The following is a 13,483-nucleotide window of genomic DNA, read 5'->3' as shown; positions in this document are numbered from 1 at the left end:
TGACACGGCGGCCGGTTCCCGCGTTGGGGGCCGGCCGTCGTGTGTTGTCGCGCAGGTGTGGTCAGATGATGACGGAGACCAGCAGTACGAGCAGCAGGCCACAGACCGACAGCACCGTCTCCATGAGGGACCAGCTCTTGATGTTCTCGCCCACGGAGATGCCGAAGTACTCCTTGATGAGCCAGAAGCCGGCGTCATTGACGTGGGAGAAGAAGACCGAACCACAGCCGATGGCGAGCACCAGCAGGGCGGCATGGGTGGACGGCATGGTGGCGGCCACCGGCTCGAGGATGCCCGCAGCGGTGACGGTTGCGACGGTTGCCGACCCGGTCGCCAACCGAATGACGACAGCCACCAACCAGGCCATCAGCAGCGGCGAGACGGAGGATCCGGTGATGTCATTGGCCAGTAGCTTGGCAATGCCGGTGTCGACGAGGATCTGCTTGAAACCGCCGCCGGCGGCGACGATGAGGAGGATGCCGGCGATCGGAGGAAGGGAGGCTCCGATGCTGACGCTGATGGCCTCCTTGTCCATCCCGGATGCCTTGCCCAAGGTGAAGATCGCCAGCAGGGTGGTCAGCAGCAGGGCGAACATCGGTTGGCCCAGGAAGTCCAGGATGTTGCGGACGACGGTGCTCTTGTTGGCAAGGATGTCCGCGAGGGCCTTGCCCATCATGAGGATCACGGGCAACAAGACGGTCATGAGGGTGACCGAGAATTTCGGGTGACCGGGGGCAATACCGGAGCGTCCGTTCTCATCGGAATTGAGGAAGAGGTCAAGGGCATCGACGGGCACCCAGCGGGCAGCCAGCCGAGAGAAGAGCGGACCGGCGACGACGACCGTCGGGATGGCGATGAGGACGCCCAGCCCCAGGGTCACGCCGAGGTCGGCCTTCAACAGCCCGATGGCAGCCAGCGGGCCAGGATGCGGCGGAACGAGGGCGTGCATCGTCGACAAGCCTGCTAGGGCCGGGATGGCGACCTTCATGAGGGGCAACTTGGACCGGCGGGTCACCAGCAGGATGACGGGGACCAGCAGTACGAGGCCGATCTCGAAGAACATCGGCAGGCCGATGACGGCACCAATGAGGGCCATGGCCCACGGCAGGGTGGCGGCGGAGGCCTTAGACACCAAGGTGTCGACGATCTCGTCAGCGCCACCGGAGTCGGCGAGTAATTTACCGATGATCGCCCCTAGGGCGATGAGAACGCCGACCGACGCGACCGTCGATCCCACTCCCGTGGAGTAGGACTCCAGCATTTCCGTGAGGGAGAGCTGGGCGATGGCTCCGACAGTCAGCGCACCGATCGTCAGGGAGAGGAAGGGGTGGAGCTCGAACTTGGTGATGAGAGTGATGATGAGGGCGAATCCGATGATGGCTGCCGCGATCAACTGGCCGGCGCCGGCCGTTGTCTCGAGGATGACGGGCATTGACTCCTCCTTGAGTCCGGGGTGTGGTGTCAGTCGAGGTTGGCCAACCAGGTGGCTGCCTCGTCGGTGAGTTCCTCTCGGGTAGCGTTGAAGTTGAGGGTGATGCCGACCTCATCAGCGGCAAGGGGTTCGAGGGTGGCGTACTGGGAATCAACGAGGCTGGCTGGCATGAAGTGGCCGGCGCGAGCCTTGACTCGCTCGGTGACGACCTCGCGATCGCCGGCCAGATGGACGAAGACGAGGTCCGGGCAGGCACGCCTGAGCTGATCGCGGTAGATGCGCTTGAGGGCCGAGCACGCCACGACGGCCCCGCCGTCAGTGCGCTCACCGAGCCAGGTTGCGATGTTCGCCAACCAGGGATGCCGGTCGTCGTCGCTGAGGGAGTGTCCAGAAGCCATCTTGTCGATGTTGGCCTGAGGATGGAGGTCGTCGCCGTCCATGAAGTCCACGTCGAGGCGTTGGGCGAGCATGGCGCCGATGTCCGTCTTGCCAGCTCCAGCCACACCCATGACAACGATTGGTGGCACGCGGTGGCGCGATTGGATGACACTCATGAAGGTCCTCCCCAGATGTCTCAGTCGTCATTGACCTGACCGAGTGTACGCGTTGAGATCAGATCTGTACAGGGAATTAGGGTTTGAAATCACATCCCGAAAAGAGGGTCATGACGTCGTTGTGTGCCAGGTGTGGGCGGGTTGGTATCGCTAGGGTTATGGTCATGCCAGATTCCTCTATGGCCATCACGGTCTCGAACGTCATCGGGGCTCGGATCGTCAGTGGCGACGTCGCTCCTGGAACAGCGATGAGGCTCGAGGAACTTGACGCAGAATTCGGAGTTTCCAGGTCTGTCACCCGAGAAGCGGTCAAGCTTCTCGAGGCTCTTCACATGGTGCGTGCCCGGCGACGGGTTGGCATTGTCGTCACGGATGAATCAGAGTGGGACGTCAGTTCCCCCGCCGTCATTGAGTGGTTCCTGGCTGGTCCCAGAAGGGACGAGGAGATCACCTGGATCAGTGAGCTGAGGTCGGCCGTCGAGCCGCTGGCTGCCGAGTTGGCCGCCAAGCGCGCCACCCGAGACGAAGCGGCGACGATGTCTCTGGCCGTCACTGGGATGATCGCGGCCGCCGCTGATGGTGATCTTGACGAGTATCTGCACTGCGACATAGGTTTTCACACCGCTCTACTTCAGGCTTCTCACAATCCGCTCGTCGCCTCTCACGTCAATATTGTCGCCGCCGTCCTGAAAGGACGTACTCACCTCATGCCCTTCGAGCCTAGACAAGAGGCGATTGGATTCCATCGCAACATTGCGGATGCGGTTGCTGCCCATGATCCAGAGGCTGCTGCGGACGCCATGAGGGAGATCGTCGCGGAGGCTCACCAGGCAATGAGTTCGCAGTGATCACTGCCTCGAAAAACCTCAAAGGATCTCAGGAAAGGCACAGCTCGAAGAAATCCCGCGTCGGCGGGGTGTAAACATCCTATGAGGGGATGAAACCGTTGTTACGCGGCACTGTCGATACCAATTGGTGAGCTTTCCCAAGGGGAATCGGGCCGTGTTGGGAGACATGCGTTATCGTTCCTTTCATGCCTCAGGAATTCCTCGCTTCATCGGTCGCGAGCCGCTTGGGCGCTCGTATCGTCGACGGTGATCTTCAAGCTGGTGACGTGCTGCGGTTGGAGGACATCGAGCAGGAGTCAGGAGCATCTCGTTCCGTCTGCCGCGAAGCAGTCAAGATTCTCGAGTCCTTGAACCTGGTGCGCTCCCGGCGCCACGTTGGTGTGACAGTGCTGCCACCCCCATCAGTGGGACGTGCTGTCTCCCAAAGTGGTGCACTGGCACATGTCTGGCAACAAACGTGAGCAAGAGATGACCTGGACGAACGAGCTGCGTATTGCGCTGGAACCCACTGCGGCTCGACTCGCGGCCGAACGTGCTGACGGGGCCGACCTCAAGTTGTTGCAGGACGCCGTGTCCGGCATGACAGAGGCCATTCGTAATGGTGATTCCAAGGGCCTCGCCCATCACGACCATGCTTTCCACCGTGGCCTTCTCGCGGCGACTCGCAATCCGTTGTATGTCGCTCACGTCCCGATGATGCTCAGCTACCTTGCTGAGCAGTACGAGGACCGAGAGCTGACCGAGGAGGATCGCGCCAACCTGGTCCAGCATCGTGACATTCTTGATGCCATCACGATGAGCGATCTCGACGCTGCCGAGCGTGCCACCCGCGCCCTCGTCCTGGGGAGTGACAGGGTCATCTCGCAGGCAGCTTTCTGACCCATCCCGAGCCGCGAGGCTGCTCCCCACCCTGACGAACAACTGGCCGGGGCCCGATCCACACGGATCGGGCCCCGGCCAGTTCTGACTCTGATCAGTCCTCCAACGAATCAGTCCTCAAATGCCTCGGGAGGCGGACAGGTGCACACCAGGTGACGGTCTCCGTAGGTGTTGTCGACTCGGCCCACCGGAGGCCAGTACTTGGCCTGGATCCGGGTGAAGGCGCTGACGTCCAGCCCGCGTTCCTGATCGCGCTGCACGCCCAGACGCATGCCGGGATAGCAGCCCAACTCGCGAGAGTAAGGATGGTTCCACTCGACGGCCACTAGGCGGGCGGCCGGATGCGGAGCATTGACGAGCGGGTTGTCGTCGGCAGGCCAGTGACCTGATTGCACCATTCGAGCCTCCTCGACAATCGCTAGCATCGCGTCGCAGAAGCGGTCCAGCTCGGCGAGGTCCTCCGACTCGGTCGGCTCGACCATGAGGGTTCCGGCAACTGGGAAGCTCATCGTCGGGGCGTGGAAGCCATAGTCGATGAGCCTCTTGGCGACGTCGTCAACGGTGATACCCGTCTCGGCCGTCAGCGGGCGCAGATCGAGGATGCACTCATGAGCCACGTAACCGTTCTGACCGGTGTAGAGGACCGGGATCTTGTCCTGAATACGGTGCGCAATGTAATTGGCGTTGAGGACAGCCACCTCCGTTGCGAACTGCAGGCCCTCAAGACCCATGAGTCGCAGGTACGCCCACGAAATGGGCAGCACGGACACCGATCCGTAAGGGGCTGCGGACACCGCGTGACCGTCGTGGGTGACCGTCCCGCCACCATTGAGCGGATGCTCGTTGCGCGGATTGAGCGGGTGCCCAGGCAGGAAGGGGGCCAAGTGCGACTTGGCAGCCACGGGGCCGACACCAGGACCGCCACCACCATGGGGGATGGCGAAGGTCTTGTGCAGGTTGAGGTGGCTGACGTCGCCGCCGATGTGGCCGAACTGTCCCCATCCGACCAAGGCGTTGAAGTTCGCCCCGTCGATGTAGACCTGCCCGCCAGCCTCATGGACCATGTCACAGACCTGACGCACGCCGTCCTCGTAGACGCCGTGGGTCGAGGGGTAGGTGATCATGATCGCTGCGATGCGACCCTCATTCTCGGCGATCTTGGCAGCCAAGTCGTCTCGGTCGATGGTGCCATCGTCATTGGACTTGACCACGACGACTTTGAGGCCGGCCAAGGCCGCCGACGCCGCATTGGTGCCGTGGGCCGAGGCCGGAACGAGGCACACGGTGCGCTCGGTGTCCCCACGAGACAGGTGGTAGCCGCGGATGGCTGCCAAGCCGGTGTACTCCCCCTGGGAACCCGCATTGGGCTGCAGGGAGACGGTGTCGTAGCCGGTGAGCTCGGCGAGCCAGATCTCGAGGTCCCTGATGAGCCTCAGGCTTCCGGCCTGATCCTCCACCGGGGCGAAGGGGTGCATCTGGCCGAATTCCTGCCAGGTCATGGCCTCCATCTCGGCTGCCGCGTTGAGCTTCATGGTGCACGAGCCGAGCGGAATCATGCCGCGGTCCAAGCCGTAGTCACGGTCCGCCAACCTCTTGAGATAACGCATCATGGCAGTCTCGGTGTGGTAGCTCGAGAACACCGGGTGCGTCATGAAATCGGTCGTGCGGCGCAGATCCTCCGGCCAAACTTCGTCAGTCGGAGACGTGAGGCTCTCGCTGTCGCCGCCCAGTAGCTGGGCGAGTTCGCGCAGTTCGTCAGGGGTCACCGTCTCGTCCACGGCGATCTGGAGGGTGTCCCCGTCGACGAGATCCAGGGTGTACCCGCCTTCGCGGGCCCTGTGCCACAGCTCCTTGGCGCCGCCCGTGGCGGTGATGCGGATGGTGTCGAAGAACAGATCATCGGAGACGTCGAGGCCACCGGCGCGCAGGGCGGAGGCGAGCTGGTGAGCGCGATCGCGTACCTGCATGGCGATCCGGGTGAGCCCCTTCGGCCCGTGCCAAATGGCGAAGGCGGCAGCGATGACGGCAAGGAGCACCTGAGCGGTACAGATATTGCTGGTGGCCTTGTCGCGACGGATGTGCTGCTCGCGAGTCTGGAGGGCCAGACGGTAGGCAGGATTGCCGTCGGCGTCTGTGGAAACACCCACCAAACGTCCGGGGATCTGACGCTCCAGACCGGCGCGCACCGACATGTATGCCGCATGCGGTCCGCCATTGCCCATCGGAACGCCGAAGCGCTGTGAAGAGCCGATGGCGACGTCTGCGCCGAGTTCTCCGGGCGGGGTCATGAGGGTCAGAGCGAGCACGTCGCACTCGGCGATGGCGATACCGCCAGCCTGATGGACGGCCTCGAAAACCTCGGAGGGGTTCCACAGCGCACCAGTGCTGTCCGGGTAGGGGGCCAGCACGCCGAAACAGCCAGCCTCGACCTCGGGTCGCCAGGACCCCGGGTTGCGCAGGTCCGTCTCGACGACCTCAATGCCAGCCGCCTTAGCATGCCCGAGGACGACGTCTCGAACCTGGTCGAAGACGTGGGTGTGGACGAGGAAACGGTTGGACTTCACCTTGCGGGACGCGCGGCGGGCCAACAGCATTCCCTCGGAGGCCGCAGTGGCCTCGTCGAGCAAAGAGGAGTTCGCCAGAGCCAGACCGGTGAGATCTGTGATGAGCTGCTGGTAGATCGTCAGGACCTCGAGACGGCCCTGGGAGATTTCCGGCTGGTACGGGGTGTAGGCGGTGTACCAGGAGGGGTTCTCCAGGATGTTTCGACGGATGACCGGCGGGGTCAGGGTTCCGTAGTAGCCACGTCCGATGAGGGCGCGGGTGACACGGTTACCCTTTGCGATGTCAACGAGCTCGGCCCGGGCGGTTGCCTCATCGGCGGAGGGCGGCAGGCTCGGGGTGTGGACGGAGGAGCCATTCCTGTCGGAGTTGAGGACGGAAGCCGGGATGGCGTCGCGAACGATCTGTTCGCAGCTGGTCACACCGACCGTCTCGGCGATGTGACGCAGGTCCTCGACAACGGATCCGACGTGGCGGCTCGAGAAGGGGCGCGGCCCCTCGAGGCCGCGCCGATCCCCAGCGTGGTCTGTCATCGTCATCACTTGGTGGTGAGCTTGAGGTAGGCGTCGCGGTCCATGAGGTCATCGGCGAGCTGTCCGCCGGAGACCTTGAACAGCCATCCTTGGCCGAAGGGGTCAGAGTTGACGAGTTCGGGCGACTCGGAGATGGCCTCGTTGACCTCGGAGACGGTACCGGACACCGGGCTGAAGAGGTCTGATACCGATTTGGTGGACTCGACCTCGCCGATGGCCGATCCGGCCTGGACCTCGTTGCCGGCCTCGGGAATGTCGACGAAGACGACGTCGCCCAAGGCCTCGGCGGCGTAGTCGGTGATGCCGACGGTTACGGTGTCGCCGTCAACGGCGACCCACTCGTGCTCGGCGGAGTACTTGAGATCGGACAGTTCCATGTCTGCTCCTAAGGGGTTGTCTGGGGGCGGGTTGGTGGACGGTGTCAGGAACGCTTGTAGAAGGGCAGCTCGACGACGGTGACGTCGAGGGCCTTACCTCGCACGTCGACGCTGAGCGAAGTGCCAACCGCGGCGACACCGGGATCTACGAAAGCCATTGCGATCGGGTGGCCCAGGGTGGGGGAGAGGATGCCGGAGGTGATGGACCCGACCTCATTGCCCTCATTCATGACGGCGTAGCCAGCGCGCGCCGCGCGCCGTCCCTCGCCAGCCAGACCGACGAGAACACGGTCATCAGTCGTCTCGCGGTTCTCGAGGGCAGAGCGACCGACGAAGTCACCCTCCTTCTTGAAGTTGACGACTCGCCCAAGGCCGACCTGGGAGGGATGGATGTCGGTTCCCAGCTCATGCCCGTAGAGGGGCATGCCGGCTTCCAGACGCAGGGTATCGCGACAGGCGAGCCCACACGGGGTGAGGTCATCGCCGCCGGCCTCCATGAGAAGATTCCAGAGGTGTTCGGCGGCCTCGGCCGGTACGTAGAGCTCGTAACCGTCCTCACCGGTGTATCCAGTACGGGCGACGAGCGTGGGGGAGCCGTCAAGCTGTCCGGTCAGGCAGCGGTAGTACTTGACGTCGCGGACCTCGTCGGAATCGAGGGTGGTGTCGGCCTTCGCCAGGGCCGCCAGCACGATCTCGACGGCCTTGGGTCCCTGCACTGCGACGAGGGCCGTCTGAGCTGACTCGTCGGAGACGGTGACGTCGAAGCTGGCACACCTCTTGGAGAACTCGGTCAGATCGGTTTCGGTGTTGGCAGCGTTGGCAACGACGAGATAATCACCGTCAGGCAGGTGGTAGGTCACGAGGTCATCGACGACGCCCCCGGCCTCGGTGAGCATGAGGGAGTACTTCGCGCGGCCCTCCGCGACGGCTGAGAGTTTGCCTGCCAGGGCGTAGTCGAGAGCTGCCCCGGCATCGGGCCCGGAGACTCTGATCTCGCCCATGTGAGACAGGTCGAAGATGCCGGCATTCTTGCGGACGGCGTGGTGTTCAGCCAGGTCTGAGGAGTACCGCACGGGCATGTCCCAGCCCGCGAAATCGGTGAAGGATGCTCCGAGACTCTCGTATACGGCCGCCAGTGGTGTACGTCGAAGCGTGGTCATGCTTGGAAGTATGGCATGACGCGGGACCGCGTGCTTGCCCGCAGCCAGAACTGAGGAAGTAGACTTGGTGACGTACGACGGAGTTCACCCCGCAAGCTCCGTGGCCGGTCAGGTAGGAGTTCGAGATGCCCTTGTCAGCAGAGGAGCAGCGGCGCCTTGCCGAGCTCGAGGAATATCTGTCCACCGACGACCCTGACTTTGCCCGATCGTTCTCGCGGAAGGCCTCGGCGACCCGTCGTCCCCATCCCGCCGGGGATGCCCTGGAGCAGCGGCGGAGACGGCATCGTCAAGCCCGTCGCCGTCAGATCCTCCTTGGCTCAGGCATGATGGTGCTGGGTCTAGCAGGGATCGTCGGCGGGGTCGTGATGAGCAGTGGCCTCCTCGCCGTCGTCGGTTTCGTGATCATGGCCGTTGCGGTCGGAGTGCTGCTGTCCACGGGCCAAGGCACGATGCCGGGCAGCAATGGAATTCGGCCGCGTGGTGGGGGCCGTGAGAGCAATCCTGACTCCTTCACCGCTCGGATGGAGGAGAGGTGGCGTCGACGTCAGTCGCGATGAGACACGGTCGTCAGTCGTGGTGATTCTCACCTCATGAAGAGGGATGTCGGCATCCAGACAGCCAACCAGTGTGGTTTGGGGGTGTGCATCTTTCCGAGCCAGTCCTTGGCCGTCATGAGGTCGGAAGCCATCGAGTCGTAACGACCTTCCCTGCCCGACCAGCGGTCCCTTTCCTCGGCCAAGGCCAGCCGATTCACCGCCTGTGCAGTGGACTCGTCCATGTCCTGGGTCAAGGCGGTCGCCTGGTGGCGAGGCGTGCCGTCGGGCCAGGGCAATCCATGGTCAATCCACAGTCCGCGTAGCTCCTGCCAGGTGTCGGCTGCCGACCCGCTCGAGATTCGGCGCCGCGAGATGAGGATGCGGGTGAGCATCGGCAGGACGAGCAGGAGCAAAACGATCAGCGCTCCGAGGAGGAGCGGCCAGTTAACGCCGCCGTGTTCAGTGCTGCTGACGGGAATCGGGCTGCTCGACGCTGTCGGGGTGCTGGACGCCGTGGGAGGCGGCGTCGATGACGTCGATGCGGATGACTGGGCCGAGGGAGTCGGGCTGGTCGACGGGGTCGGAGTGGGAGACTGTGTGGCTGCGGCCTTACGGGTCCAGGCCGGTGCCGGGGCCACCGCGGCAGTCGGCTCGAACCTCACCCATCCGTAGTCCTGGAAGTACAGTTCCGGCCACGCGTGCATCTGGTTGGCACGCACCTTCCAGCTGTCGCCCTTGTGACTCCCGGGGAGGAATCCGATGGAAACCCGTGATGGAATCCCCTCGATGCGGGCCATGAGAGCCATCGACGCGGCGAAGTGAATGCAGTATCCCCGGTGGGTCCGCAGCAAGAAGGTCTCGAGCACCTGGAAGCCGTTGCCCTCGGGGGCGTTGATGTCGTAATGGAACCGGGAGTCGTCACGTAACCAGTTCTGGATGGCGATGGCCTTGGCCACCGGGGCGGTCTTCCCCCTGACGATTCGGTGTGTCAGCTCCTTGATGTCAGTAGGCGCTGCGTCCGGGACATCGGTGTAGACCGTGCCGTCAGGAATGCCGGCCTTCGCATCGTCGAAGGTCGCTGGATCAGGGTCCGGCTCCTGGGCGGAGATGCTGTACTGCATGTCGTCAGTCGCGTGGTCTCGATCGGCAGAGGTCGAGACGATCGTCAGACTGTCGGGGTCCCAGGCCCAGGTCTGGTCGACGTCAGCATCGATCGGACCGTAAGGAGCCGGAAGGTACTGCGATGAGAAGCCGTTGACGGTGACGTCGACGGTGCGGGTCTGCGAATGACCGGTCAGTCCCGGAACCTTTCCGGGAGCAGAGTGCTCCAGGTTGACCGGGACGAGTCCCCACCCTCGATCCGTCATCTTGGGCAGAGAGGTCATGCGCAGGTATTCGCCGTCACGACTGTTGGTGATGTAGTCGATCACCGACACCGTTGACTTGTTGTGGAGGTTTCGGCGCAGATCGATGGTGGGATCACTCATGTGCACCGGGGCCGAGGAGGCTCCTGACGGGCGAGCCAGGTCGACGTGGCCCCACACCGGGGCGATGGTCGCGAGAACCGTCGCGAGGGCGATGGTGATGGCTCCGACGATGACCGCTGACGGTCCGGTCAGTCGGCCGCCGTCGCGCAGTGCGTGATCGACGGCGAGGATGAGGAGCCAGCCGGCTGCGACCAGGGTGAAACTCCACCACGGGGCATCGCTGGTGGCTGTCAGGACAGCGGGGAGGTGTGTTGCCAACAGCGGGGCGAGGGACCAGCCCGGGCTCTCCAAGGTGATGGTGAGCAGATCCGTCACGACGGTGAGGACGCCGACCACTGTCGTCACCAACCAGATGACGCCGATCGACGGGGGCAGCGGGCCGTCGGTTGTCTGGATGAGGGTGATGGTGTCTCGGTAGAGATGCAGGAAGTTGAACGGGAAACTGCCTGACGAACCGGCAGTGGATGCGCAGATTCCTCCCATCACGGCGGCGATGACGAGAACGAGGACGGCTTGTACGCCTTGCACCTCGGCGTGGTCCCAACGATGACGTCGGCACAGCAGGGCTACGGCTTCGATGACGACGATGATGGCCGTCGGTCCGACCCAGTACCAGGGGTCGGCGGTGAGATCCGACAGCGACAGGGTTGCCAGAATCATGGCTAGCGCGACCGCAAGATGGATCGCCACCCCGTGGGAGTACTCGGGTGGCTGCTCGACCGGTCCGAGGAATGTCGAGACCCGGGATTCAGGCTGGGCAGCGCGACGTGGATTGCTCATGAGATAGCCGTCCTCCCGTCGTGGAGCAGCTGGCGCCATGCTGTCTCGACGGAGGTGTGGGAGTTGACGGGGACAACCGTCCACCCGGCGTCGGACAGATCGGTCAGGGCTCGTTCGTGTTCCGCGGCCTGCTCGACGGTTCCTCGGAACCGTCGAGCCGTGAAGGAGTCGGCGTCGAGGACAAGAGCGAGTCCAGCAACGCGGTCTCGTCTCAGGTCCACGAGATCCGCGACGTCAGCCGATTCCAGCCGGCCGAGGATCGCGATGGCTGGGCCGTCAATTCCTCGGCAGGATTCGACCGCCTCATCAAGAGTGATGTCAGGACGTAGCGGTTCGTCGACGAGTGCCTCGAGGAGACTACCGGTGAGAGGACCGGCCGAATCGACGACGTGAGTGACGTATCCGTCCGTCTTGAGCCGAGTGGTTATGGACGCCACTGAGTTGACGGCCCACTCGAAGGAGGCGTTGGGGCCGGCGCCGGCGTGGTGATGAGCACGGGAGTCCAGCACGACCACCACCGACGGATTCCAGGCCTGTTCCTCACGACGAACCATGAGGTCGCCGCGGTGTGCCGTGGATCGCCAGTGGATGCGTCGCACCGAGTCCCCGGTGTGCCAATCGCGCACCATGGCGTCGTCGGGACCACGCCTACCGGCGTTGACGGCGGAGGATCTGGCGGCGAAGCCCTGGCTACTGAGCTCTCCAGAAGGGCCCAGATCGACGATTCTCGGTGTCACGACGACTTCCGCTGTCTCCCCGAGGTCGGAGTGGCGACAGGCCATGCCGAAGGGGTCGACGGTACGCATCATGACGGGCCCGATCGTGAATCGGCCACGAGTGGTGGGCACGACGGGCGTCTGAATCATTCCGGCTGACCACCGAGCCTGGCCCAGGGCGGCGGGTAGGGTGTCAGTGAATCGTGCCGCTCCCAGCGGCAATCCTCCACGACGCTCCACCGTCACCGTCTCGACGGTCTCGGACCCCAACGGTATCTGCACCGGAGCCAGACTCCGCGCGGTTCGGATCCGTGGACAAAACCATGCCACGACAGCAGTGGCGACCAAGGGCAGCAGGATGAGGAGTATGCCGATCCGGACCAGGTCCCGTTGATCAATGCTCAAGCCGATGACCGCCAGGACGATGCCGACGATTCCGACGGCACGCCCCCGTGTAGTGAGAATCCCCCGGCGGCGAGGGGAGTTGGACGCCGACGAGGAATTCATCGGTCCTGATGGGTTCGCTCGGGCAACGGCACCTGACGCATGATCGAGTTGACGAGGGACTCGGCTGCCCGGGCAGTGTCGTGGCTCGCAGCCCCGCTGCGTCCTGAGAGCACCAGACGGTGAGCCAGGACCAGGGTGGCGAGGGCCTGGACGTCGTCAGGAATGACGTAGTCACGACCATTCATGGCAGCGCGAGCTCGACAGGCCCGAACCAGGTGGAGGGCCGCGCGTGGAGACGCCCCCAACCGAATGGACTCGTGACTGCGGGTCGCAGCGACAATGTCCAGGACGTACTCATGGATGTCGGTTGCCACGTGGACTCCGAGAACAGCCGAGATGAGACCCCGAACCGTCACGGCGTCGGTGACCGGGGTGACCTCGTCGAGAGGTGAGGCTGCACCGTGGTGTTCGAGCATGGCGAGCTCGGCGGGGCGAGTCGGGTAGCCCATGGTGATGCGGGCCATGAAGCGGTCTCGCTGAGCCTCCGGCAGGCGGTAGGTGCCCTCCATCTCGAGGGGGTTCTGGGTGGCCACCACCATGAAGGGGGCGTCAAGGACGTGAGTCTGACCATCCGCCGAGACCTGACGCTCGGCCATCGCCTCAAGGAGAGCGGACTGGGTCTTGGGGGAGGCCCGGTTGATCTCGTCACCGACGACGATGTTGGCGAAGATTCCGCCGGGTTTGAAGACGAACTCCCTCTTCTCCTGGTCATAGACGCTGACGCCGGTGATGTCGGAGGGCAGCAGGTCCGGAGTGAACTGGATGCGGTGCACGGTGCAGTCAATGGCGCGGCCGAGCGCACGGGCAAGCATCGTCTTGCCGACGCCGGGTACGTCCTCCACCAGGAGATGGCCTTGGGCGAGCAGCACCACGAGGGCGGTGTCGATGCGTCCGTCCTTGCCCTCGATGACCCCGGCCACAGCCGAGCGGATGGCATTCGTGACGGCCACCACGTCGTCAATCGTCGCTGTTGGGGCTGCGACGTCGTCGAGGGGTTGGGAATGGGCCGGATGGACCGGCTGCGGTTCTTCGTGGCTCAACGGAATCCTCCTTGCGTGCACGGCAGTGACCGGAGCCCATGCTATCCGGGCCTTCTGACGGTGATGCCCCTC

Annotated in this window: 10 protein-coding genes and 1 pseudogene; 3 read left to right on the top strand and 8 right to left on the bottom strand. The window is 64.1% G+C overall.

Annotation, left to right across the window (positions count from 1 at the left end):
- Positions 1-61: 61 nt before the first annotated feature.
- The gene (locus HMPREF9153_RS10540; protein ID WP_004811827.1) at positions 62-1,432 is read right to left on the bottom strand and encodes a GntT/GntP/DsdX family permease; all 1,371 of its coding nucleotides are present in this window, start codon (positions 1,430-1,432) and stop codon (positions 62-64) included.
- A gap of 29 nt (positions 1,433-1,461) precedes the next feature.
- Positions 1,462-1,986, bottom strand: a complete 525-nt coding sequence (locus HMPREF9153_RS10535; protein ID WP_004811825.1) for a gluconokinase — start codon at positions 1,984-1,986, stop codon at positions 1,462-1,464.
- Positions 1,987-2,144: 158 nt separating this feature from the next.
- Between HMPREF9153_RS10535 and HMPREF9153_RS10530 the strand changes: the two genes are divergently transcribed.
- Positions 2,145-2,834: a FadR/GntR family transcriptional regulator gene (locus tag HMPREF9153_RS10530; protein WP_004811824.1), complete on the top strand. Its 690-nt coding sequence runs from the start codon at positions 2,145-2,147 to the stop codon at positions 2,832-2,834.
- A 185-nt stretch (positions 2,835-3,019) separates the two neighbouring features.
- Positions 3,020-3,713, top strand: a pseudogene (locus HMPREF9153_RS10525) (FadR/GntR family transcriptional regulator).
- A gap of 110 nt (positions 3,714-3,823) precedes the next feature.
- Here HMPREF9153_RS10525 and gcvP read toward each other — a convergent pair.
- The 3 genes from gcvP to gcvT are packed head-to-tail and all read right to left on the bottom strand — an operon-like array spanning position 3,824 to position 8,345.
- Positions 3,824-6,814, bottom strand: coding sequence for an aminomethyl-transferring glycine dehydrogenase (gene gcvP / locus HMPREF9153_RS10520; RefSeq protein WP_004811818.1), 2,991 nt, complete (start codon positions 6,812-6,814; stop codon positions 3,824-3,826).
- On the bottom strand, positions 6,814-7,185 hold the full coding sequence (gcvH, locus tag HMPREF9153_RS10515) for a glycine cleavage system protein GcvH (protein ID WP_004811817.1): 372 nt from the start codon (positions 7,183-7,185) through the stop codon (positions 6,814-6,816). The genes gcvP and gcvH overlap by 1 nt, the downstream gene beginning before the upstream one ends.
- Positions 7,186-7,229: 44 nt before the next feature.
- Positions 7,230-8,345: a glycine cleavage system aminomethyltransferase GcvT gene (gene gcvT, locus HMPREF9153_RS10510; protein ID WP_004811815.1), complete on the bottom strand. Its 1,116-nt coding sequence runs from the start codon at positions 8,343-8,345 to the stop codon at positions 7,230-7,232.
- 125 nt (positions 8,346-8,470) lie between these two features.
- Here gcvT and HMPREF9153_RS10505 point away from each other — a divergent pair, with 125 nt between their 5' ends.
- Positions 8,471-8,902 carry a DUF3040 domain-containing protein gene (locus HMPREF9153_RS10505; RefSeq protein WP_004811814.1) on the top strand — a complete coding sequence of 144 codons (432 nt, stop codon included), beginning with the start codon at positions 8,471-8,473 and terminating at the stop codon, positions 8,900-8,902.
- 26 nt (positions 8,903-8,928) lie between these two features.
- Here the strand turns inward: HMPREF9153_RS10505 and HMPREF9153_RS10500 are convergent, their stop codons facing one another.
- From HMPREF9153_RS10500 to HMPREF9153_RS10490, 3 genes are read right to left on the bottom strand one after another with little or no spacing between them, the layout of a single operon-like run.
- Complete coding sequence (locus HMPREF9153_RS10500) at positions 8,929-11,148, bottom strand: transglutaminase TgpA family protein (protein ID WP_004811813.1); 2,220 nt, start codon at positions 11,146-11,148, stop codon at positions 8,929-8,931.
- Complete coding sequence (locus HMPREF9153_RS10495; protein WP_004811811.1) at positions 11,145-12,371, bottom strand: DUF58 domain-containing protein; 1,227 nt, start codon at positions 12,369-12,371, stop codon at positions 11,145-11,147. The genes HMPREF9153_RS10500 and HMPREF9153_RS10495 overlap by 4 nt, the downstream gene beginning before the upstream one ends.
- Positions 12,368-13,411 carry an AAA family ATPase gene (locus HMPREF9153_RS10490; protein WP_004811810.1) on the bottom strand — a complete coding sequence of 348 codons (1,044 nt, stop codon included), beginning with the start codon at positions 13,409-13,411 and terminating at the stop codon, positions 12,368-12,370. Before HMPREF9153_RS10490 ends, HMPREF9153_RS10495 begins: the two co-directional genes overlap by 4 nt.
- Between the last annotated feature and the right edge of the window lie 72 nt (positions 13,412-13,483).

Origin of the sequence: Cutibacterium avidum ATCC 25577, assembly GCF_000227295.1 — a bacterium.
GTDB lineage: Bacteria > Actinomycetota > Actinomycetes > Propionibacteriales > Propionibacteriaceae > Cutibacterium > Cutibacterium avidum.
The sequence above is the reverse complement of the archived record's forward strand: the minus strand, read 5'-3'. Positions and strand labels throughout refer to the sequence as shown.